The 22,079-nt window shown below is 43.4% G+C and carries 22 protein-coding genes, 9 tRNA genes and 1 riboswitch; of the genes, 25 read left to right on the forward strand and 6 right to left on the reverse strand.

What is annotated here, in order from left to right; genetic code table 11:
• Positions 1 to 23 precede the first annotated feature (23 nt).
• A riboswitch (guanidine-I (ykkC/yxkD leader) is annotated at positions 24 to 140 on the forward strand.
• 55 nt (positions 141 to 195) lie between these two features.
• Both ACZ43M_RS01375 and ACZ43M_RS01380 read left to right on the forward strand, forming a co-directional pair.
• A complete protein-coding gene (locus tag ACZ43M_RS01375; RefSeq protein WP_464505719.1) occupies positions 196 to 537 on the forward strand; it encodes a DMT family transporter in 342 nt (113 codons plus the stop codon).
• The gene (locus ACZ43M_RS01380) at positions 537 to 851 is read left to right on the forward strand and encodes a DMT family transporter (RefSeq protein ID WP_464505720.1); all 315 of its coding nucleotides are present in this window, start codon (positions 537 to 539) and stop codon (positions 849 to 851) included. The genes ACZ43M_RS01375 and ACZ43M_RS01380 overlap by 1 nt, the downstream gene beginning before the upstream one ends.
• Positions 852 to 873: 22 nt before the next feature.
• Here the strand turns inward: ACZ43M_RS01380 and uptA are convergent, their stop codons facing one another.
• From uptA to mgtE, 3 genes are all read right to left on the reverse strand, one after another.
• Complete coding sequence (gene uptA / locus ACZ43M_RS01385) at positions 874 to 1,467, reverse strand: undecaprenyl phosphate transporter UptA (protein WP_464505721.1); 594 nt, start codon at positions 1,465 to 1,467, stop codon at positions 874 to 876.
• A gap of 177 nt (positions 1,468 to 1,644) precedes the next feature.
• The gene (locus tag ACZ43M_RS01390; RefSeq protein WP_464505722.1) at positions 1,645 to 2,829 is read right to left on the reverse strand and encodes an FtsW/RodA/SpoVE family cell cycle protein; all 1,185 of its coding nucleotides are present in this window, start codon (positions 2,827 to 2,829) and stop codon (positions 1,645 to 1,647) included.
• A 124-nt stretch (positions 2,830 to 2,953) separates the two neighbouring features.
• Entirely contained in the window at positions 2,954 to 4,312 is a 1,359-nt protein-coding gene (mgtE, locus tag ACZ43M_RS01395; protein WP_464505723.1) for a magnesium transporter, read from the reverse strand.
• Between the two features lie 291 nt (positions 4,313 to 4,603).
• Here mgtE and ACZ43M_RS01400 point away from each other — a divergent pair, with 291 nt between their 5' ends.
• Positions 4,604 to 5,380, forward strand: a complete 777-nt coding sequence (locus ACZ43M_RS01400) for a hypothetical protein (RefSeq protein WP_464505724.1) — start codon at positions 4,604 to 4,606, stop codon at positions 5,378 to 5,380.
• Between the two features lie 41 nt (positions 5,381 to 5,421).
• Here ACZ43M_RS01400 and ACZ43M_RS01405 read toward each other — a convergent pair whose 3' ends face one another.
• Positions 5,422 to 6,078 carry a HoxN/HupN/NixA family nickel/cobalt transporter gene (locus ACZ43M_RS01405; RefSeq protein ID WP_464505725.1) on the reverse strand — a complete coding sequence of 219 codons (657 nt, stop codon included), beginning with the start codon at positions 6,076 to 6,078 and terminating at the stop codon, positions 5,422 to 5,424.
• A gap of 217 nt (positions 6,079 to 6,295) precedes the next feature.
• Here ACZ43M_RS01405 and ACZ43M_RS01410 point away from each other — a divergent pair, with 217 nt between their 5' ends.
• The 6 genes from ACZ43M_RS01410 to ACZ43M_RS01435 all read left to right on the forward strand — a co-directional run bounded on the left by ACZ43M_RS01410 (position 6,296) and on the right by ACZ43M_RS01435 (position 13,423).
• Positions 6,296 to 7,375, forward strand: coding sequence for a D-alanine--D-alanine ligase (locus ACZ43M_RS01410; RefSeq protein WP_464505726.1), 1,080 nt, complete (start codon positions 6,296 to 6,298; stop codon positions 7,373 to 7,375).
• Positions 7,376 to 7,430: 55 nt separating this feature from the next.
• Complete coding sequence (locus tag ACZ43M_RS01415) at positions 7,431 to 8,807, forward strand: UDP-N-acetylmuramoyl-tripeptide--D-alanyl-D-alanine ligase (protein WP_464505727.1); 1,377 nt, start codon at positions 7,431 to 7,433, stop codon at positions 8,805 to 8,807.
• A gap of 35 nt (positions 8,808 to 8,842) precedes the next feature.
• Positions 8,843 to 9,532, forward strand: a complete 690-nt coding sequence (locus tag ACZ43M_RS01420) for an alpha/beta hydrolase (RefSeq protein WP_464505728.1) — start codon at positions 8,843 to 8,845, stop codon at positions 9,530 to 9,532.
• Between the two features lie 312 nt (positions 9,533 to 9,844).
• Positions 9,845 to 11,332 (forward strand): DEAD/DEAH box helicase, encoded by a 1,488-nt coding sequence (locus ACZ43M_RS01425; RefSeq protein ID WP_464505729.1) that lies wholly within the window; start codon positions 9,845 to 9,847, stop codon positions 11,330 to 11,332.
• 164 nt (positions 11,333 to 11,496) lie between these two features.
• Complete coding sequence (locus tag ACZ43M_RS01430; RefSeq protein ID WP_464505730.1) at positions 11,497 to 11,976, forward strand: PH domain-containing protein; 480 nt, start codon at positions 11,497 to 11,499, stop codon at positions 11,974 to 11,976.
• Complete coding sequence (locus tag ACZ43M_RS01435) at positions 11,969 to 13,423, forward strand: PH domain-containing protein (protein WP_464505731.1); 1,455 nt, start codon at positions 11,969 to 11,971, stop codon at positions 13,421 to 13,423. The genes ACZ43M_RS01430 and ACZ43M_RS01435 overlap by 8 nt, the downstream gene beginning before the upstream one ends.
• Here ACZ43M_RS01435 and ACZ43M_RS01440 read toward each other — a convergent pair.
• Complete coding sequence (locus ACZ43M_RS01440; protein ID WP_464505732.1) at positions 13,420 to 14,016, reverse strand: rhomboid family intramembrane serine protease; 597 nt, start codon at positions 14,014 to 14,016, stop codon at positions 13,420 to 13,422. The two genes, ACZ43M_RS01435 and ACZ43M_RS01440, sit on opposite strands and share 4 nt — an antisense overlap.
• Before the next feature lie 91 nt (positions 14,017 to 14,107).
• Here ACZ43M_RS01440 and acpS point away from each other — a divergent pair, with 91 nt between their 5' ends.
• The 6 genes from acpS to ACZ43M_RS01470 all read left to right on the forward strand — a co-directional run bounded on the left by acpS (position 14,108) and on the right by ACZ43M_RS01470 (position 20,135).
• Entirely contained in the window at positions 14,108 to 14,455 is a 348-nt protein-coding gene (gene acpS / locus ACZ43M_RS01445) for a holo-ACP synthase (RefSeq protein ID WP_464507917.1), read from the forward strand.
• 167 nt (positions 14,456 to 14,622) lie between these two features.
• Positions 14,623 to 15,639, forward strand: a complete 1,017-nt coding sequence (locus ACZ43M_RS01450; protein ID WP_464505733.1) for a LolA family protein — start codon at positions 14,623 to 14,625, stop codon at positions 15,637 to 15,639.
• A 108-nt stretch (positions 15,640 to 15,747) separates the two neighbouring features.
• Positions 15,748 to 16,899, forward strand: coding sequence for an alanine racemase (gene alr, locus ACZ43M_RS01455; protein ID WP_464505734.1), 1,152 nt, complete (start codon positions 15,748 to 15,750; stop codon positions 16,897 to 16,899).
• 265 nt (positions 16,900 to 17,164) lie between these two features.
• Positions 17,165 to 17,446 carry a CopG family ribbon-helix-helix protein gene (locus ACZ43M_RS01460; protein ID WP_066321588.1) on the forward strand — a complete coding sequence of 94 codons (282 nt, stop codon included), beginning with the start codon at positions 17,165 to 17,167 and terminating at the stop codon, positions 17,444 to 17,446.
• A gap of 4 nt (positions 17,447 to 17,450) precedes the next feature.
• A complete protein-coding gene (gene ndoA / locus ACZ43M_RS01465; RefSeq protein ID WP_019156408.1) occupies positions 17,451 to 17,801 on the forward strand; it encodes a type II toxin-antitoxin system endoribonuclease NdoA in 351 nt (116 codons plus the stop codon).
• A 141-nt stretch (positions 17,802 to 17,942) separates the two neighbouring features.
• Complete coding sequence (locus ACZ43M_RS01470; protein ID WP_464505735.1) at positions 17,943 to 20,135, forward strand: Tex family protein; 2,193 nt, start codon at positions 17,943 to 17,945, stop codon at positions 20,133 to 20,135.
• Between the two features lie 16 nt (positions 20,136 to 20,151).
• On the opposite strand, the gene cmpA is transcribed toward ACZ43M_RS01470, so the two are convergent.
• Positions 20,152 to 20,265 carry a cortex morphogenetic protein CmpA gene (gene cmpA / locus ACZ43M_RS01475; RefSeq protein WP_127484595.1) on the reverse strand — a complete coding sequence of 38 codons (114 nt, stop codon included), beginning with the start codon at positions 20,263 to 20,265 and terminating at the stop codon, positions 20,152 to 20,154.
• A 99-nt stretch (positions 20,266 to 20,364) separates the two neighbouring features.
• Here cmpA and ACZ43M_RS01480 point away from each other — a divergent pair, with 99 nt between their 5' ends.
• The 10 genes from ACZ43M_RS01480 to ACZ43M_RS01525 all read left to right on the forward strand — a co-directional run bounded on the left by ACZ43M_RS01480 (position 20,365) and on the right by ACZ43M_RS01525 (position 22,034).
• Positions 20,365 to 20,838 carry a SprT family protein gene (locus ACZ43M_RS01480; RefSeq protein ID WP_464505736.1) on the forward strand — a complete coding sequence of 158 codons (474 nt, stop codon included), beginning with the start codon at positions 20,365 to 20,367 and terminating at the stop codon, positions 20,836 to 20,838.
• Positions 20,839 to 21,081: 243 nt separating this feature from the next.
• A tRNA-Asn gene (locus tag ACZ43M_RS01485) sits at positions 21,082 to 21,156 on the forward strand.
• A gap of 4 nt (positions 21,157 to 21,160) precedes the next feature.
• A tRNA-Ser gene (locus tag ACZ43M_RS01490) sits at positions 21,161 to 21,251 on the forward strand.
• An 18-nt stretch (positions 21,252 to 21,269) separates the two neighbouring features.
• Positions 21,270 to 21,341 (forward strand) — tRNA-Glu (locus tag ACZ43M_RS01495).
• Between the two features lie 58 nt (positions 21,342 to 21,399).
• Positions 21,400 to 21,474, forward strand: a tRNA-Gln gene (locus ACZ43M_RS01500).
• A gap of 8 nt (positions 21,475 to 21,482) precedes the next feature.
• A tRNA-Leu gene (locus ACZ43M_RS01505) sits at positions 21,483 to 21,567 on the forward strand.
• Between the two features lie 64 nt (positions 21,568 to 21,631).
• Positions 21,632 to 21,717, forward strand: a tRNA-Leu gene (locus tag ACZ43M_RS01510).
• A gap of 63 nt (positions 21,718 to 21,780) precedes the next feature.
• Positions 21,781 to 21,857: transfer RNA gene (locus tag ACZ43M_RS01515), tRNA-Arg, on the forward strand.
• An 11-nt stretch (positions 21,858 to 21,868) separates the two neighbouring features.
• Positions 21,869 to 21,945 (forward strand) — tRNA-Pro (locus tag ACZ43M_RS01520).
• Positions 21,946 to 21,960: 15 nt separating this feature from the next.
• A tRNA-Gly gene (locus ACZ43M_RS01525) sits at positions 21,961 to 22,034 on the forward strand.
• Positions 22,035 to 22,079 lie beyond the last annotated feature (45 nt).

A 22,079-nucleotide genomic window follows, 5' to 3' on the forward strand; every position in this document is an offset into this window, starting at 1 on the left:
TAAAATAAAAATCAAATTAATATCTAAAAGTTTTCTAGGGTTCCGCGGCAGGTTTGACTGCCGGCCTGGTCCGAGAGAAAACGCGCAGAGAAGGCGCTTCAGCTTTTCTGCGTACACGGAGGGATAAAAGCCTGGGAGATTACTGATGATACAGTTATCTCCCAGGCTTTTTTATGTGGGAAAGGAGTAACAGACATGAATGTGCAATGGATGAAAGTATTCTTTGCCGCCTTTTTTGAGGTTTTTTGGGTGATTGGATTAAAGCATGCCGATAGTGTTTGGGAATGGGCAGGGACGGTTGTCTCGATTGCGATTAGCTTTTATGCGTTGATTGCGGCAGGAGATAAACTTCCTGTAGGCACGGTGTATGCAGTGTTTGTAGGGTTGGGGACAGCCGGGACAGTGATTTCGGAAATACTCCTTTTCGGTGAACCGTTTGATACAGCGAAAATCCTGTTAATAGGTGTGCTGTTAATTGGGGTAATTGGCCTGAAGTTGGTTACAAAAGACTCCGTTGAGGAAGGGGCTGATTCCTGATGGCCTGGATCTCGTTGGTACTCGCGGGAATCTGTGAAATGTTTGGTGTGGTGATGATTAATAAGGTCCACCGTGACCGAAATTGGCAATCCTATCTATTGTTACTGGCCGGGTTTGGCAGCAGCTTCTTATTTCTTGCCTATGCGATGAAAACCTTGCCGATGGGGACCTCGTATTCCATCTGGACCGGTATCGGCGCTTCTGGTGGAGCGTTATTGGGGATGCTGCTTTACGGCGAATCAAAGGATTGGAAAAGAATACTATTTATCTCCATGGTTTTGGGTGCGGCAATTGGCTTGAAACTGGTTTCCTAATTGATAAAACACCGATCATACTCTAATCGGTGTTTTTTCGTGTTTTTTGATATAGGAAGTAAATGACGGCAACAATGATCGCGCCAATAATGATCGGCATTACGTATGGCTGGGCAAATTCTTTTATATGTGACCAGTTTTTGCCGAGAATCTTGCCGAGGTAAAGGAAAAGGATTGTCCATGGAATGATTGCTGCCACGGTATAAATTGTAAATTTCATTGCCGACATTTTCGCAATCCCTGCAGGAATAGAGATGGCGTGACGGACAACGGGGATGAACCTCGCCGAGAAAATAACGCCGGCGCCATATTTGCGAAACCATAGTTCGGCAATATCAATATGTTTCTTTTTAATTAGCACGTACTTACCGTATTTCTCCAAAAACGGCCTTCCGCCGTAATAACCGGCCCAGTACAAGAATAATTGGGCAAGCGTACCGCCAATTGTTCCAGCAATGACTGCCCCGACAAAATTGATTTTTCCAAGCGAAATCATATAACCGCCATAGCCCAGCACAATCTCACTCGGGATAATCTCAATCATTAATCCTAAAGCAATCCCGAAATAGCCCATTCCGGATAAGAATTCTAAAATACCAAAAATAAATTCTTTCATAAAGCACCTTCACTTATGTAAAATAGTAACTTTCCTTAGTTTATAATAGTTTGTCTAATAAAGAAATATATATGGCTATTAGCAAATAACCATTCCTCCAAAATAAAAGGCAGCAAAACCGCTGCCTTTAAAAAAGGTCCGTTATAGCACGCGTAAGTTCCAACGAGGACCGCGCCTTTATGTGTTAATTGAATTATCCGTTGAAAACATATAGTTGCGATGGTGATAGCGTATGCTGTAGACAAGTCCCATAGCAAACATATTGCTCATCATCGAGCTGCCGCCGTAGCTAATAAACGGCAACGGAATTCCCGTGATAGGCAGCACTTGAATCGTCATCCCGACATTTTGGAATACATGAAAGGTAATCATGCTGATGATTCCCGTACAGACATACGTATTAAACTGGTCGTTTGTATCCAAAGCCGTTTTAATTAAATGGTAAATCAGCAAAAAATACAGGCCGATTATAGCACTTCCACCGAAAAAGCCATATTCCTCACCGATGACACTGAAGATAAAATCGGTATGAGCCTCGGGGACATAAACTTCGCCATTGCCGAAGCCCTTGCCGGAAATTAATCCGGAGCCGATGGCACTTAATGACTTCATTAAATGATAGCTCGAGCCGGAGGTATGGTTGACCGGATCCAGCCAGGAATAAATTCGGTTAAATTGATAATTCTCCACATGGAGATATTTCACAAGAAATTCCGGTTTTTTCAAAACTAAATAAAAAATTAACCCGACAAAGCCAGCACCTGAGCCGTAGATGGGCAAAATAATTTTCCAAGAGATTCCGGAAACAAGAATCACACCTGTAAAAATGGCCATAACCACCAGTGCTGTCCCCAAATCCTCGACCACGATTAACCCGAGCGGTACCATTGTTATGAGGCTAAGCTTTAGTAACAATAGGAAGTCAGTCGTCACTGTTTTTGCTGGATATTTTTCGTTGTGGGCTGCAACAGCCCGGCTTAGCGCCAAAATCAAAAAGATTTTCACGAACTCGGACGGCTGTATTGTTCCTAAACCTTTAACCTGAAACCAGTTTTTCGAGCCATTTATCGGACGTGCAATACTCTCAGGGGCAACGGCCAGAAAAAGTAATAATAAAATTCCAAACCCGTACAACACCCAAGCCAGCTTTCGATACTGATAGCTATCAAAAAAGATCGAGCCAATAATAATCCCTGCCCCGACGCAATACCAGAAAACCTGCATGATCAAAAAGTTACGATCTCCATACTGGCCGGATGCTTGGGCGCTGTAAATTGCCGCGCAGCTGACCAGGAAAAAGAGGAATAATAATAAGGTTAACGTCCAATCAAAGCGATCCGATTTTTTTATGTGTTTTTCCATCAGCAACACCCAATTTACTTTCAAGTTAATTCAAGACTAGCAGAGAAACCTCATCCCCACAACAGCTGGGCAGACCTGCCCATTAATAATAACGATTTTAGTACTCAAAAAGTTTCAAAAAGAATTACATTAAATGTGTTAAAAAGGCTGTGGCAATTCCAAAGTAGGTGAGCAGTGAAAAGATATCGTTTAATGTAGTAATCAGCGGACCTGATGCCACCGCAGGGTCAATATTTATCTTGTAAAGAACAATCGGAATAACGGTACCGGCCAAGGTGCCGATAATCAGAGTGAAAAAAAGCGAACAGCCCACAACAAAACCTAAAATCAGACTCCCTTGCCAAATATATGCGATAACCGAGATTAATATCGCACAAATGATTCCGATAGAAATACCGACGCCCAGTTCCCGCATAATCAACCGGGATATCACCCTTTTATCTATATCGTGCGAAATTAGCCCCCTGACGACAACGGCCAGCGATTGGGTGCCGGTATTCCCGGTCATCCCGGCAATCATCGGCATAAAAAACGTCAACGCGACCACTTGCTTCAATGTATCTTCAAAACTGGAGATAATTCGGCCGGAAAGGACGCCGATGAATAAAAGTAAAATCAGCCATGGAAGTCGTCGGGCTGCTGCGACCAGCGTTTTCGTTTCAAAATCAATCGACTTACCACTGGCGGATAATTTTTCAATATCTTCATTAGCTTCTTTCATGACGACGTCAATCACGTCATCAACTGTAATGATTCCGAGCAGGACATTATTGTCATCGACAACCGGTACCGAGATAAAATCGTACCTCTGCACGGTTGTCGCGACTTCCTCCTGATCTGTTGTATCCGTCACAGAAATGACCCGCTCAAACATGATAGTATTGATTTTCTCGTCGGGCTCTGCCAGGAGCAAATCACGGTAGGACACGACCCCGGCAAGCCGGCGCTCTTCATCTACCACGTATAAATAGTTAAGTGATTCGGCGAATTGGGCAAAGCTTTTCAGTTTGTCAACGGCCTCTCTGACTGTGTAATAATTGCGAATCCAAACGAATCGGTTGGTCATAATCCTGCCGGCTGTTTCCGGCGGATATTTCATGATGTCTTTAACCGCCTTGGATTCTTCAGTTTTCATTTCTGACAGCAGCGAATTAATTTTCTCCGGTGACAATTCGTGCAATAACATCGCCAGGTCGTCGTTATCCATTAAATCAAGGACCTTGCTGGATTTTTCAATCCCAAGCATATTCAACAGTTCAAGCTGTTCTTCTTTATCAAGCTCTTCCATTAAATCCGCAAGAAGGTCATATTTTAAAAATAGTAAAAAACGTCCTCTGTATTGTTCTGGCAGTTCCTTATAAATGGCGGCTACATCATACGGCTGCAGCTCATCGATGATATTTTCGAAATCCGCCTTTTTGTTTTCCGTCAGTATGCTAATAATCACGGAGCTAATTTCTTCATGTGTCATATCCTTGATCATGGAAGTCACACTCCTTTCCTGCGAAGGGCCTCATCCTGATTGACCTCCTGAGTAACTTTTCCCCAAAGGGCAACCATATACCTGACATTAGTATGCGTTATTCACGCTGGAAAAACGACCGTAAAAAGTTACAGAATATTACTCAAAGATTATTTTTTGTAAAAGAAATGAAATAAGCTATTTGGCCTATTATTTGTTAAAATGGGTTAGTATGGATAAAAGGGATTTTTCCAGTTAGATGGAAATTATTTAATAAATATTAATTATGTTGTTGATCGGAGGAGTTTGGCAGTGAAAAAGCATCATCAAGACATACGGGATCTACTCTATATACATCTAAATCAATCAGATCAGTATGTGCTTACCTATGGAATTGAGTTTGCTGAATTTGCTGCTGTCTTTTCAAATTCATTAAACCACCTGCTGCTGCTACAACACCGTTTTGATGATGCTGATTTTAATATGCATACCCTGCTTGAGTATTGCCCAGATGATCGGATTGGCAAATTAGCGGCGGAAGATGTCTATGGATACGGAAACTTCTGCTGGATTGATTTCCAGGAGGAAGAGGGAGTAAATGAATTGACAGGGCAGGAAATGGCCGAATTGTTGTACCTGGGACATCATAAACACCATTTGAAGATGCCTTTTTATAATAAGTTGGGAAATCGTTTTGTGTATTTGGCCCACGATGATGGCTGGTTTAATAAAACCTATTATCGCACGTTTAAGGATTTCTTTCAGTTATTAAGCGAGACCATTGCTGCAAAGCTGGGAGATATAAAACCTGAAAAGTCGCTGCTGGGACTTCGAAGTAAGCGGAACTATCCACCAGTATATAAGGAAATCCTGCTGTCCCTAACGCCATTTCTTAAAGAGGGAATTTGTATTGCGCTGAAAGATGCCGATGTGCAGCGGACTAAGATTGAAATTCCTATCTGGGTGATTGGGGATTTTGCCAATATGGATGATATGTATGAGGAATATGAGGAAATGTCACATGAACCATGCCATGCCAAGCTTATTTTTGACAAAAAGACAAGAGAATGGAAGCTAAATGTCATATAACCGGGGGGACTCTTCCTTGAGTCACCCCTAAGTTTTTTCAATTATGAAAACCATAGAGAAAACAATCCTTCGTTAACACCTAAATTGTACATATAATAAATACCGAACAGGATACTGATGATTCCTGCCGCACTGTTTAACTTTCGATTGATTTGTTTCCCGGAAGTCAATACAAAAGGCAGGCCGATAATCGTTGAAAAAGTCAGCATACCGACGACGGTTCCACAGCCAAAAATCAGGATATACAATGCACCCTGCCAGACGGTTGTTACCGTGCTCATCGTTAATAGCACCATTGCGGCACTTCCGGCAAGGCCATGGATCAACCCGATGAAAAACGACTTTAGCTGGGGCCGGCTGTTGCTTATTGGGGCTTCGTGTGAGTGACTGTGTGTATGGTGAACGACATTATGGAGACTTGATAGGCCCAAGGTCACAAGCATAATTCCGACCAAAAATTCAAGGCTTAAGGCAACCTTGTCTGTAATGCTATTTTTAGCGGCAATCAGAAACATGCCAAAAATAAATAATGTGGCAGTATGGCCAATTCCCCAATAAATTCCGGCAAACATGGAGCGCTTTATATTCTTTGATTCGCTGGCAATGGTGGAAACGGCAATCACGTGGTCAGGCTCGATTGCATGCTTGATTCCAAGCAAAAAACCAATTAATAATACCGATAAAAACGTTCCTGTCATTTGGCGGCACCTCTCAATATGTATCTACAAAATCATCTTACCTGAAAAAATAGTCACACTTTTGAGAGAATCATGACAAATTTCCGAGAGATTGGTTTAAAGCAAGCAGTCTGCTTCATAAACTAGAAAAAAACTAATTAAACACAGATGCGTTCATTTCTTTCTGATTTGAATAAGTGGTAAAATAGTTCGTGAATGAAAAATTGGAGGTTTTCGTATGAAAACAAAATTAGGTTTGTTATATGGTGGTAAATCCGCGGAGCATAAAGTATCACTGCAAACAGCTCTAGCAGTCATTAAAGCGTTGAATCTTGAAAAATTCGAAATTTATCCGATTTACATAAATGTAGAAGGCCAGTGGATGAAAGGCCCTCAATTAACTGGTCCGGTCGAAACTATTAGCCAGCTTGAATTTTCCCAGGCTGGACAACTTACGTCTGCAGCGCTAACCCCAACGCTGTTCCAGGCAGTGCAACAGGAAAATACCCAGCTTGATGTCATTTTTCCATTGCTGCATGGACCAAATGGCGAAGACGGAACGGTACAAGGGTTACTGGAACTGTTAAACCTTCCATACGTTGGAAATGGCGTGCTGGCTTCTGCTGCCGGAATGGATAAAGTGTTGATGAAAAATATCTTTGCCCAAGCAGGCCTTGCCCAAGTTAACTATGTTTCTTTTATAAAAAGCGAGTGGAAAAAGGATCAGGAGGGAGCTTGCGCCAAGGTGGAAGCTGAGCTTGGCTATCCATGCTTTGTAAAACCGGCGAATCTCGGCTCCAGTGTCGGTATCAGCAAATGCCGTAACAGAGCAGAACTGGATGCAGCCTTCCAAGAGGCCTTCCAATTTGATCGTAAAGTGATTATAGAAGAAGGCGTTGTTGCTCGCGAAATTGAAGTAGGTGTCCTTGGAAACGATGAACCAGATTGTTCGGTTGCGGGTGAAATTGTTCCAAAAAAGGATTTTTACGATTATAAGGCGAAATATGAAGATGGAAATACAGCGTTAATTATCCCTGCTGAAGTAACCGAAGAAGAATATGCCGAAATAAAAGATATGGCGATTCGCGCTTTTAAAGCATTGGACTGTTCTGGGTTGGTCCGTGCCGATTTCTTTTTAACAAAAGAAGGCAAGGTTTTAATAAATGAAGTGAACACCATGCCAGGGTTTACGCCATTTAGCATGTTCCCGCTGTTGTGGAAGCACACAGGTATCGAGTACCCGGAATTAATTGAGCGTCTCGTCAATTTGGCTAAGGAAAGACATGCAGAAAAGCAACAGATTAAATACACGTTCTAAGACTGACACGGCTTATAGTGCCGTGTCCCTTTTTGATATGAAGGAGGGTTAACCGATGATAGTACGTTCATTACAGCGGATTGCCGAAATGGTTTCTGCGAAAAATGATATTACTCCATATGCTGATCTTGTTATTTCGGGAGTTACGATTGATTCTCGAAAAATAGAAGCAGGAAACCTGTTTGTCCCGTTCCAAGGAGAACGAGTGGATGGCCATGATTATGTAGTTCAATCGATTCACAATGGGGCCGTTGCGGCGTTGTGGCAAAAGGATGTTCCGAACCCGCCGAAGGACATACCGATTTTGCTTGTCGATGATTGTCTAGTCGCGCTGCAGGAATTAGCGCGGAAATATCGCAAGGAATTATCGGTAAAAGTCGTGGGTATTACAGGGAGCAATGGTAAAACGACGGCAAAGGATATGACGTCTTCTCTGTTATCACTGAAATATAAGGTGCAAAAGACGGAAGGCAATTTTAATAATCATATCGGTCTTCCCTTAACCGTGCTCGGCTTGGATGAAGATACGGAAATTGCAGTCTTGGAAATGGGGATGAGCGGCCGTGGGGAAATTGAATTCCTGACCAATCTTGCCTGCCCGGATGCGGTAGTGATTACAAATATTGGTGAATCCCACCTGCTTGACCTTGGTTCAAGAGAAGGGATTGCCGAAGCAAAGCTTGAAATTCTTCAAGGGCTTAAAGATGGCGGACTAGCTGTCCTGCATGGTGATGAACCGCTGTTAATGGAACGGATTCACCGCTACAAAGGAAATGTTGAAGTGCAAACCTTTGGACGGAGTGAAACGAACGATTTCTTTCCGACTGAGATTCAACAGTTGGAACAGGGAAGCAGATTCAAAATGAATGCTTCATCCCAAACTTTCGAAATGCCTGTGCTTGGAACACACAATATTATGAATGCCTTGGCTTCCATGCTGATTGCCCGTCATTTCTCCGTGCCTTTTGAAAAAATGGCTGAAGGGCTTCGCGGCATTAAGCTGACGAATATGCGGATGGAGCTCGTTGAAGGGAAACATGGCGAAAAAATCATCAATGATGCCTATAATGCCAGCCCTACTTCGATGATGGCAGCGATAGAATTGGTGGCAAATCTTCGCGGCTATGAACGCAAAATTCTTGTTCTTGGCGACATGCTGGAGCTGGGACCGCAAGAGGAGCAGTATCACTTGCAAATTGGCGCGGGCTTGGACGCGGATAAAATTGATTTAGTGTTTACTTATGGGGATTTGGGAAGCCACATTGCCAAGGGGGCACGCACAGCATTAGGGGAACAGCGGGTTTTCAATTTTTCGAATAAGGGTGAACTTATTAAAGAATTGGAGCGGCATGTTGACAATCATTCGCTTGTCCTTGTTAAGGCCTCAAGAGGTATGAAGCTAGAGGAAATTGTCAAAGCACTGCAAAGCTGATTTGAAACAAACAGTTCAATGGCAGGTGAGCAGGGTTGATTGGTTGTCTATGCATTCACGGTTTTACCGGTGCTCCGTATGAGGTAGAACCGCTTGTTCAGTATTTAAAAGAACGGACGGATTGGAAATTTCGTGTTCCAACCTTGCCAGGACATGGGGAAACCTTGTCATTAAAAGGAGTCCAATACCAGGACTGGATTGGCCATGCCGAGAACGAATTGCAAACCCTAATGGAGACCTGTGATCAGGTGTATCTAATCGGTTTTTCAATGGGAGGACTAATTGCAAGCTTTCTCGCGGCCAATTACCAAGTGGACAAGCTCGTCTTGTTAAGCGCCGCTGCTTACTATTTGAACCCAAAACAGCTGGTTGCCGATATTAAAACCATTACAAGGGATATGGTGAGCGGCAATATCCAAAATAATGAGCTATTTTGGCGCTATAAGCAGAAAATTACCGATACACCATTAACCGCGACCCTTGAATTCAGCCGGCTGGTTTCGTATATCCGTCCGAATTTGCCTCGGGTTACGGTGCCGACATTTATCGCCCAAGGAGAACTGGATGGCATCGTGCCTCCCAAAAGTGCACAATATTTATATCAGACGATCGGGGCCACGGAAAAGCTGCTAACCTTTGTGCCAAAATCAAAACATCACATCTGCCACTGTGCGGAAAAGGAAGCCTTATTTTCCCAAGTGTTGAATTTTTTGCAAAAAGGTTAGCGTCGATTATGGGCCTATCCGCATTTGCATAATCATCATGAAGATGGTATTATTATTACCAATGTGTCTTAAGATGATTAAATGTAGACTCTCGAATGAGCCAGCCGTTTTTAGGCAGTTCGTTAGACGTGGTTGAATTTATGTATACGGAATCAAGAAAGTTTGATTTTGTTTCGGTAAAAGAGGGCATACTCCTTTGGAGGAATGTCTTTTTTTTGGTAAAATATATAATGTGAATTGATCCGTTCGGGAGAATAGATTTGGCACTAGATATAAAAAATATTTTTAAATAGATGAAGGAGATTGAAAACATTGACCAAGTTTGAAGATTTAGGTATTAGCCAGGAGACGTTAAAAGCCGTCCTGCGCATGGGTTTTGAAGAAGCCACCCCCATCCAGGCAGAAACGATTCCTTTGAGCCTAGAAAACAATGATGTGATCGGTCAGGCTCAAACCGGAACAGGGAAGACGGCAGCGTTTGGAATTCCGTTGGTTGAAAAAGTTGATTTGTCTGTTGAGGCAATCCAAGGGATTATTATTGCACCAACACGGGAGCTTGCGATTCAAGTTTCTGAAGAGCTTTACAAAATTGGTGCAGGTAAAAGAGTCCGTGTCCTGCCAATTTATGGCGGACAGGATATCGGCCGGCAAATCCGCTCATTAAAGAAAGCCCCGCATATCATTGTCGGTACACCAGGACGAATTCTCGACCATATTAACAGAAAGACAATGCGACTTGACCATATTCAGACCGTTATTCTTGACGAAGCAGATGAAATGTTAAATATGGGCTTTATTGAAGATATCGAGTCAATCCTTTCCGGCATTCCTGAAGAGCGCCAAACATTGTTGTTCTCTGCAACCATGCCAGGGCCAATTCAGCGCATTGCTGAAAAATTCATGAAGGACCCGAAAATTGTCCGCGTGAAAACAAAAGAAATGACTGTTCCTTTAATTGAGCAATATTATGTAGAAGTTCAGGAAAAGAACAAATTTGATATTTTAACAAGACTTCTTGATATTCAGTCACCTGAACTGGCAATTATATTCGGACGGACAAAGCGCCGTGTAGATGAATTATCAGAAGCATTAAACTTGCGCGGCTATACTGCTGAAGGGATCCATGGTGATTTAAGCCAGGCGAAACGTCTGTCTGTATTACGCAAGTTTAAAGAAGGCACGATCGACGTGCTTGTGGCAACGGATGTAGCGGCCCGCGGACTTGATATTTCCGGTGTTACCCATGTATATAACTTTGACATTCCTCAAGATCCGGAAAGCTATGTTCACCGTATTGGCCGTACCGGCCGTGCTGGAAAAACTGGCGTAGCGATGACGTTCATTACACCGCGTGAAAAGCCATATTTGGCTATCGTAGAAAAAACGACAAAGCGCAAGATGGAGAGAATGAAGCCGCCAACCCTTGATGAGGCGTTGGAAGGCCAGCAGCGCGCAGTTGTTGATAAGATTCAAGCTGCCATTGAGTCAAACAACTTGCAATACTACAAAGCGGCTGCCGAGGAATTATTGGAAACCAATGATGCTGAGACTGTTGTTGCAGCAGTATTGAAAATGTTGACGAAAGAGCCGGATACAACACCGGTGAAGTTGACTGAAGAATCACCGCTTCCACAAAAACGGGAAAGAAAATCGTTTGACCGCGGCGACCGTCGCAGAAGAGACGATTCCCGAGGCAGCTATCGTTCTGATGATCGTCGTAAAAAAGGACCGGCAAAACCGCGCGGAGAAAGAAAACCTGGCAGCGGTAAACCGAAATCAAAGAGTTATAACCATCAATAAGATTGAAAAAGCATGGATATTGGGTCCATGCTTTTTTGCTGTTCTAAGTGCCCTCCTGGCCGAGAAAAGGATGAGATTGGTCACGCAGCCTGCTAACCTGCACTAGTCCTCCCATTCATTGCCATGTATACTTATATATGGTTAGTCGCAAAGGAGGATTACATATGCTAGCAGAACCGCAAAAGCGGATTTCGCAAAAAGCGTTAACTGTGTGGCGGATATCCGGTGTCATTAGTGCAGTTATCGAGTGGTCGGTCGCGGCCGCAGCTATTTTCTTATTAAATCTATTCGAAGGCCCCGAGTGGATTTCCATTATCATAATATTACTCGGCGTCATTTTTACCATTTTACAAATATTTATCTTGCCATCATTAAGGTGGAAGCGCTGGCGTTATGAGGTGAGGGAAGAAGAGATGGAGCTTCAGGAAGGTATCTTTGTCCGCACCCGCACACTCGTCCCGATGGTACGGGTTCAGCATGTTGATACTGTCCAGGGGCCGATTCTGAGAAAATACAAACTCGCCTCAGTCATTGTTCACACGGCGGCAACCACGCATGCCATTCCTGCCTTGGATGAGCTGGAAGCAGAGGAATTGCGCCGCTATATTTCGAAACTGGCAAGGGTGGTGGAGGAGGATGTCTGAACACAAGCGGCTTCATCCGATTGCCAGCGTAATCAATACAGGAAAGAGAATAAAAAGCATGGTCATTCCTGCTGCAGCCATCCTTTTCTCTGCAGGCCGGGACGGCAGAATGTCACTCCTTGTCTCGGTGATTTTAGGAATGGTCATCATCCTTTGCACCTTTATTTCCGGAATTTTGTCGTGGTATCGCTATACATATAGAATCGAAAATGACGAAATCCGCATTGAGTATGGAATTTTTGTTCGCAAAAAACGCTATATACCGTTTGAAAGGATTCAAAGTATTGATTTGACTGAAGGCATTTTACAGCGCCTATTTGGACTGGTGAAGGTCAAAATTGAAACAGCGGGAAGCAGCGGTGAGGATGAAGCGGAAGCAGTCCTTTCCGCAATCACCAAGGATGAAGCGAATCGTATTCAAGATGTTGTTGCCGCCGCAAAATATACCGGAACCATGGGCGGCATTCAGATGCAACCTGAAAATGAGCAAATTTTTAAAATATCTACAGAACAATTAGTACTCCTATCCTTAACATCAGGCGGCACAGGGGTGGTGATTTCTGCAATATTTGCTTTGCTGTCTCAATTTGATGACATCATTCCTTTTAAAAAATTATTCCACGGCATCGAGGACTGGGCGATTCACAATCTAATTACCATTGCTATCTTCGTCTTTATCGTCCTGTTCATATCCTGGATGATTGGTCTCATTATGACGATGCTGAAGTATGCCAACTTTACGGTGGTGAAAAGAGATGGGGACTTAGTCATCTCCCAGGGGCTGCTGGAAAGAAAACAAATAACGGTTCCATTAAACCGAATTCAAGCGATTCGAATTAACGAGACGATTATCAGACAACTCCTCGGCTACGGAACGGTTTATATTGAAAGTGCTGGAGGATCAGCGGTTAATGAGGACGGAGCCAATGTTACACTAATGCCAATCGTAAAAATCCACCAGCTTCACGCCATTATCGGGCCATACCTGCCCCAATATATCCTGGCAGAAACCTTTACCCCGTTGCCGAGTCGGGCTAAGCGTCGATACCTGTTTCGAAGTTGGATTATCACCGTCCCGGTTGCCATCCTAGCCCTTATTTTTTTGAAAGTATGGGGTTTGCTTTCGTGCCTGCTGCTAGCGCTTGGTTCATTTTGGGCAATCGCCAAATTTAAAGATGCCGGTTGGAATATTCATCATCAGCAGTTAAGTCTAAGGTATCGAACCATTGACCGTGTCACGGTATTTATGTTGAAAAATAAGATTCAAAGTTTGGAAATGAAGGAAAGTTATTTTCAGCGGAGAAGGGAACTGGGAACAATCGGGGCATCGGTCACCTCGGGATTTGGCGGAGCAGGCGGCACAGTGGTCGATATGGAAATCAACGATTTGCAGCAAATTTATCAATGGTATTCCAGGGAAAAGCAAAAACAGGGCAGCCTAATTTAAAGGTTATACCCTGTTTTTTTAATAGTAGCCCCCAGAACAAATCCACCGAGCAGTCCGAACAGATGGGCCGTTATATTAATATTTGGCTCAATAAACGTCATAACTAAACTAATGACACAAAGAGTGATAATGATTTGCGAGTTTTGCTTGGAAAGCATATGTTTATGAAAAATAATCAGGGCAATATAGTAGCCGAAAAGCCCAAATATGGCCCCGCTTGAGCCGACATGGGTGTAGGTCAGCGGTTCGATCATTAGTGTGGCGACATTGGCAATCAAGCCAGAAATGAGGTACACAAGTAAAAATCTGGGGCCGCCCAACATCCGCTCCAGTGCTGGTCCGAACAGTACCAGGGAAAAGCTGTTAAATAACATATGCGAGAAACCGCTGTGCATAAAGATCGGCGTAATCAAACGCCAGAATTCCCCTTCCATAATGTACAGATTCACACCCGACAGGTTTTCGATGAACCAGAAGTTGGGGAATACTGGTACAATGGTAAACAAATAGAGGATGATATGAATCGCGACAATAATCGAAACGATCGGATAAAAGCGAAGAAACTCGCGGAAACTTTCATTTCTCGTAAACATGGCCAGAACTCCTCTCATTAACCATGATAGACCTTTTTTTACTCTTGTACACTATTATGCCAGCTTAAATTTAAATAGAAGGAAGATTGTGATGATTAAAGGAATCGGCATCGATATAATTGAACTTTCTCGAATCCAAGAGCTGATCAGCAGGCAAATGAAGTTTGCCGACCGGATTTTAACCCAAAATGAAAAAAAACGGTTTGAAGACCTGCCGGAGCGGCGAAAGGTTGAATTTTTAGCAGGCAGATTTGCAGCAAAAGAGGCGTATGCTAAAGCGCTGGGGACCGGGATTGGGAAGAATTTATCTTTCTTGGATATTGAAATCGCCTCGAATGACCTGGGCAAGCCCTACATTGCCATGCCCAAAGTCAAGGCTCACCTATCGATTTCACATAGTAGAGACTATGCAGTTGCCCAAGTTATTATAGAGGATTAATTTTTTTAGGCTTGTTTTACCTCATTAGCATATTCCCAAAGGTTGTCTCATATATTCGTAGAGAATTAGGAGAGACAAGGTCAGCTATGGTCATTTCGGTTATCACTGCCTGATCCCTGCCTTTCTCTTCTCAATAAAATGAAATGAGACAAGAAGGGGTTGAAGGAATGAGGAAAAAGTTGTTGCTGCTCATCACGGGGCTGATCGCCATCTTCATGCTTGCAGCTTGCGGCTCTAAATCACAGGAGGATGTCGTAAAGGAACTAAACGGTAAGCAGAAGGACCTAACCAGCTACAAGGCTGAAGCAAAAATGACCCTAAAAATGGGGTCGGATTCACAGGTCTATGACGTGGAAATTTGGCATATGGATCCAAACTTCTACCGCGTCAATTTGAAAAATCCAGAAAAAGACCAAAGTCAAATGATCTTACGGAATAATGAAGGTGTGTTTGTGTTAACACCTGCGTTGAAAAAGAGCTTCCGCTTCCAAAGCGATTGGCCGCAAAACAGCAGTCAGGCTTACCTGTACGAGTCCCTGATCAATGATATTGTTGCCGACAAGGAAGCCAAATTCTCTTCTACCAAAGAACATTATATTTTTGAAACAAAAACCCGCTATCAAAATAATAGTATGCTGCCAACTCAGGAAATTAAGTTGAATAAGAAGGATTTATCACCGGCCGTTGTAAAAGTGATGGATCCAGATCGCAATGCGCTAGTGACGGTTGAGTTTGCAAAGGTAAAATTTAATGCCGATTTCGACAAAGACGATTTCGATATGAAGAAGAATATGACCCGCGCCGAGCTAAACATGCCAGCGATGGCCGATGGCGGCGATCAATCCTTCACGGTTAAATATCCGACTTATGAAATTAAAGGCACAAAGCTCATCGGAGAAAAGGATTTGAAGATTGAAGATGGAAAGCGCGTTGTGCTTACCTACGAAGGCAAGAAGAAATCCTATACACTCGTTCAGGAAAAGGTGAAAGCAAAGGCTGCCGCTGCCTCCCCAACATATGTCGATGGCGATCTTGTTGATCTGGGTGTAACGATTGGTGCTGTTACAGAAAATTCCATCACTTGGACACAGGATGGCGTCGATTATATGATCGCTTCGAAAAACCTGACACGAGAAGAAATGATTGATGTGGCAAAATCAGTCCAAGGTGAGGCAATTAAATAAACATTCTTACATGCAGGTCCAGGATTGGACCTGTATTTTATTTGGAGGCTGCCTCCGTTTTTGATAAAATGAAAAAATAAATCATTTATTATTTAGGGAAGTGGAGTCATGGAAGAGTATTTCTATCGAGATACTTGGGTGGAAGTTGATTTGGATTGTATCTCTGAGAATGTTGCCGCTGTAAAAAACCTTCTGCCTGAGGATGTGGCCATTTTTGCGGTAGTTAAAGCAAATGCTTATGGCCATGGAGATGACCAGGTGGCAAAAACAGCACTGGCTGCAGGGGCAGTCTATTTGGCCGTTGCGTTCATGGACGAGGCCATTGCCCTTAGAAATAAAGGAATAACCGCACCCATCCTTGTTCTCGGGGCGACCCGGCCGCAGGATGTGAAGGTGGCTTCTGAATATAACATTACACTTACTGTGTTTCAGGAAGAATGGCTGCATGAGGCTGAAAAGCATTTGCCGCAGGAAGCTAAGGTATTGGTTCATATTAAAGTGGATACCGGGATGGGACGGATTGGAGTTCGCAGCAGTGAAGAACTAAAGGCAATCGAAAAAGTACTTTCACACGACGAACGCTTTTTCCTCGAAGGTATTTTTACGCACTTTGCCACTGCCGATGAATTGGATACAAGCTATTTTGAGCAGCAGCTCTCCCGATTCGAAAAAATAATTAGTGTATTGGAAAAGCAGCCAAAGTACATTCATTCCAGTAATAGTGCGGCAGCAATACGGTTCCCAAAGGCCTATTTTAATGCGGTAAGACTGGGAATTGCTATGTATGGGTTAACTCCATCGCCAGAAATGGAACAGGAGATTCCCTTTCCACTAAAAGAAGCTTTTTCGTTAAAAGCAAAGGTTGTCCATGTGAAAAGACTGCCGAAAGGTGAAAAAGTCAGTTATGGGGCAACTTACGAAAGTGAAGACGAGGAATGGATTGGCACGATCCCGATAGGGTATGCGGATGGCTGGATCCGCAAGCTGCAGGGTCAGGAAGTACTTGTGGATGGGGGGAGGTCACCGATTGTCGGGAGAATCTGCATGGACCAATGCATGATTCGCCTCCCGGAGCAAGTTCCGCTTGGGACAACAGTTACCTTGATCGGCAGTGGGGGAGATGACATGATTTCCGTTAATGAGATTGCTGCCAAATTAGAGACAATTAACTACGAAGTCACTTGCATGATTGCCAAGCGTGTTCCCCGGCTTTATAAACAAGGCGGGAAAATTGTCGAGTTAAAAAACTACCTGCTTTAAAAAATCAGGTGTTTTTTTAAAAACTTCAACATATTTATGTTATGGCGGCTGATTTGTGCATAAAAGAACAAAAGATTGGCTTATAATACAATAGGAATGATATTTAGTCTATGCATCGAAAGCGAATAGTGCTATTATAAAAATGGTATAGATAATTTATTTTTTGCACCCCGCTTTGGTGGGCCAAAAAGCAAGGTTAAATTTTGCGTGTAGAACAGAAAAAGAATAAAAATTTGGTGTGTAGTGATGGTGGAGGTGTATGTTTGTGTCTGAATCCAGCGCAACTACGGAAATCTTAGTAGAATTACCGCAACATCTGTTAACCGAGTTAGATGGTTTCGTTAAGCTTGAAAACGTAAACCGCAGTGAGTTTATCTACCAAGCAACAAAAATGTATTTACGCGAACGTAAAAAGAGACAAATTCGCGAGTCCATGAGACGTGGATACATGGAAATGGCGAAGATTAATCTTCTGATTGCATCGGAGGCATTCCAGGCAGAATATGAGGCAGAGCATACAGTTGAACGTCTTGTAAGCGGAGGATAATCCCTTGATTGTCAAGCGTGGTGACGTATATTTCGCGGACCTATCCCCAGTTGTTGGTTCTGAACAAGGCGGAGTTCGTCCGGTGCTTGTCATCCAAAACGACATCGGGAATCGGTTTAGTCCCACAGTTATTATTGCAGCGATTACAGCTCAAATTCAAAAGGCAAAGCTTCCTACTCATGTTGAAATTGATGCGAAGCGCTACGGATTTGAACGAGATTCGGTCATTCTGCTAGAGCAAATTCGCACAATTGATAAACAGCGGTTAACCGATAAAATTACCCATCTCGATGACGAAATGATGGAGAAAGTGGATGAAGCCTTGCAAATCAGTCTGGGTCTCATCGAATTTTAGTTATATCTGCGCTCTTTATTAAAAAGAGCGCTTTTTCATACATAATGCTGTTCTCATACCCTCAACTGCTTAGGCAAGCTTAACGGCTTGCTTTTCTTTTTGGAAATGAAATACCCGTTTTAATTTGTTAAAATGGGAAAGATGGAATGGAGGTTATTTACAGTGACTGAAACATTGGTAAAAGAGGATCAGCTATTAAGCAAGATAGGTACTGAACTATCTATATCTTTTAAACAAGTTAAAAACGTAATTAGTCTATTAAATGATGGGAATACTGTTCCGTTCATTGCCCGCTACCGGAAAGAAATGACTGGCGCCCTTGATGAGGTGCAAATCCGCTCCATCCAGGAACGCTGGCAATATATCCAAAACCTTGAACAAAGGAAAAAAGAGGTACTTCGCATCATCGCCGAGCAGGGCAAATTGACAGAAGAACTCCAAAAAAGCATCGTCAAGGCGGAAAAACTCCAAGAGGTGGAAGACCTATACCGTCCTTATAAACAGAAACGACGTACGAAAGCGACAATTGCCAAAGAAAAAGGACTCGAGCCGTTGGCACAATGGCTGCTAGCTTTTTCTAATAATAGTGTTGAAGATAAAGCAAAGGAATTCCTGTCAGAGGAAAAAGAGGTTCTAACAGTTGAAGACGCCCTGGCTGGGGCTAACGACATTATTGCTGAAATGGTTTCCGATGATGCTGAGTGCCGAAAGTGGACTCGCCGTGAAACATTCAAATCCGGAGAAGTGGTTTCGGTTGTGAAAGATGCCGATAAAGACGAAAAGAACGTTTATGAAATGTACTATGAGTACGAAGAACCGGTCAATAAAATTGTTCCGCATCGAATCTTGGCACTAAACCGCGGCGAAAAGGAAGAAATCCTGCGGGTATCGATTAAAATGAATCCTGACGTTGTCATTGCTTATCTTTCGAGAAAATGGATTAAGAAACAACATGCACCATCTGCGCCATATGTTTTAGAAGCGATAGAGGATAGCTATAAACGATTAATTCAGCCGTCAATCGAGCGGGAAATCCGTAATGAGTTGACCGAAAAAGCAGAAGAACAGGCGATCCATATTTTCTCGGAAAATCTACGAAACCTTTTGCTTCAGCCGCCATTAAAGGGCAAGATGGTGCTGGGGGTTGACCCTGCGTATCGGACAGGCTGTAAGCTTGCGGTCGTAGATGAGACTGGAAAGGTATTAAAGATTGACGTGATTTATCCACATCCTCCGGTTTCAAAAACAAGGGATGCAAAACAAAAATTTATCAACATCCTGACAGAGTTCAAAGTGGAAATGGTTGCGATTGGGAACGGAACAGCATCAAGAGAGACCGAACAATTTGTTGCTGATATATTAAAAGAAGTAGGCGGAGAGATTTTCTATTTAATTGTCAATGAAGCAGGGGCGAGTGTGTATTCTGCGTCCGACTTGGCGAGAGAAGAGTTTCCGAACTTCCAAGTAGAAGAACGGAGCGCCGTTTCGATTGCCCGCCGCCTTCAGGACCCGCTTGCGGAATTGGTAAAAATCGATCCGAAATCCGTCGGTGTCGGCCAGTACCAGCACGATGTATCACAAAAACGTTTGTCCGAGTCTTTGCATTTTGTTGTGGAGACAGCTGTTAACCAGGTGGGCGTCAATGTAAACACTGCCTCTTCGTCATTGCTGCAGTATGTAGCCGGACTTAACAAAACGGCAGCCAACAATATTGTGAAAATGCGCGATGAGACCGGCAAGTTTACCAGCCGGACACAACTAAAGAAAGTCCCGCGTCTGGGGGCAAAAACCTTTGAGCAGGCAATTGGCTTTCTGCGTGTGTTGGATGGGAAGCAGCCGTTAGACCGCACCGGCATTCATCCGGAAAATTATGCCGAGGTTGAGAAACTCCTGAAGAATCTTGGTTTTACCACTGTCGATTTAGGAACGGAAGAACTAAAGACTGCCTTAAACGGGCTTGACCTTAAGTCCCTTTCAGAAGAACTCTCAATTGGAGAATTAACATTGAAGGATATTGTTGATGCATTAGTAAAGCCAGAACGAGACCCGCGTGATGAACTGCCGGCGCCGCTTTTAAAGAAGGACGTACTAAAGCTTGAAGATTTGAAGCCGGGTATGGAACTGCAGGGAACTGTTCGAAATGTGGTTGATTTCGGTGCGTTTGTTGATATCGGGGTCAAGCAGGATGGGCTTGTGCATATTTCCAAGCTAAGCAACCGCTTTGTTAAACACCCGCTCGACATCGTTTCCGTAGGAGATGTCGTCACGGTGTGGGTCGATTCTGTCGATATGAAAAAAGGTCGCGTGGCCTTAACGATGCTGAAACCATCTTAATACCAAAACACTGCCCTTAAGAGCAGTGTTTTTTTCTGTAAAAAAACCAGCACTGGTTTAATAGCTTGATTTGATAGCGGTTTTTCTCATAAAAAGCTCTTTTCATTTGGTTTTGGAACCAAGTCGGCATTTATAAAACCTCCCGAAAAGTTATATCTCATAAGGGGTATAAACAATATATGCTATAATAGGTTGTCACGTTCGAAAGAAAGTGGGGAGACCGTAAAAAATGAAAGACGCAGAACTTCAAATGCTCGTGGAAAAAATCTCGAATGAATTCTTTGGTAAGCCATTTCGTCATAAAGCAACATTTAATTCGCGATTACGGTCAACCGGCGGACGCTATTTGCTCGGTACCCATAATATCGAAATCAATCGAAAGTATCTTGACCAATTGGGAGAAATTGAATTAATCGGGATTATCAAGCACGAGTTGTGTCATTACCATCTTCATCTGGAGGGCAGGGGATACCAGCATCGCGACCCGGAATTCAAATATTTATTGAAAAAAGTAGGAGCACCTCGATTTTGCAATCAACTCCCAGATGTAAAAAGAAAGCGTACTGTGAAAAAAATCCTCTTATATAAATGTTCGAATTGCAATCTATCATTCCAAAGAAAAAGAAGCATTAATACAAGCAAGTATGTTTGCGGCAAGTGCAGAGGTAAGCTGATAAAGGTAAAGGAATTCCTTTTAGAATAAGGATTTGCTTCATCCAGTTATTTCTATTAAAAATCGTATTGACTTTAGTCAGTGACGTCATTATAATTTAAAGAGTCGAATGGCCGACAAGTTTTAATATAATAATTATTCCGCAGTAGCTCAGTGGTAGAGACGAGCAGAGTATCATGAATCGGCTGCGAGTTGTACACGCCGAGCTGCTCCTTGCATTTACTTTCTGAGGCGGGGACACATATTATCTATGAGTATGTTAGTATTAATTATTCCGCAGTAGCTCAGTGGTAGAGCTATCGGCTGTTAACCGATCGGTCGCAGGTTCGAATCCTGCCTGCGGAGCCATATTGGGGAAGTACTCAAGTGGCTGAAGAGGCGCCCCTGCTAAGGGTGTAGGTCGCGTAAGCGGCGCGAGGGTTCAAATCCCTCCTTCTCCGCCAGGTTATTCTATAATTTTTGGCCCCTTGGTCAAGCGGTTAAGACACCGCCCTTTCACGGCGGTAACACGGGTTCGAATCCCGTAGGGGTCATCAGGAATGGGGAATGAAAAACAATTCATTTCCTGTTTCTTATCTAAATATTCTTTATTGGGCTATAGCCAAGCGGTAAGGCAACGGACTTTGACTCCGTCATTCGTAGGTTCGAATCCTGCTAGCCCAGCCATTAAAGATGCGGGTGTGGCGGAATTGGCAGACGCACCAGACTTAGGATCTGGCGCCGCAAGGCGTGGGGGTTCGACTCCCTTCACCCGCACCAATATTTTCTTGTTGAAATAAACAAGAAAACGTGATATGATTACTTTTGTCGCTAATTTAGCAACGCGGTCGTGGCGGAATGGCAGACGCGCTAGGTTGAGGGCCTAGTGGGGGCAACCCCGTGGAGGTTCAAGTCCTCTCGGCCGCACCAAAAAAATATATTGACATAGCAAATTGGCTGTGATACAATATAAAAGTTGTCTCGTAAGAATAGGCGCCCGTAGCTCAATTGGATAGAGCGTCTGACTACGGATCAGAAGGTTATGGGTTCGACTCCTGTCGGGCGCGCCATAAAATCCTTTCGGGAAATAGCTCAGCTTGGTAGAGCACTTGGTTTGGGACCAAGGGGTCGCAGGTTCGAATCCTGTTTTCCCGACCATTCAAAATTATATATGCGGGTGTAGTTTAGTGGTAAAACCACAGCCTTCCAAGCTGTTGTTGTGGGTTCGATTCCCATCACCCGCTCCAGTAAAATAGTTCTTTGAAAACTAAACAAACAAAAACGTCAACAAT

The organism is Neobacillus sp. B24 (genome assembly GCF_055381825.1).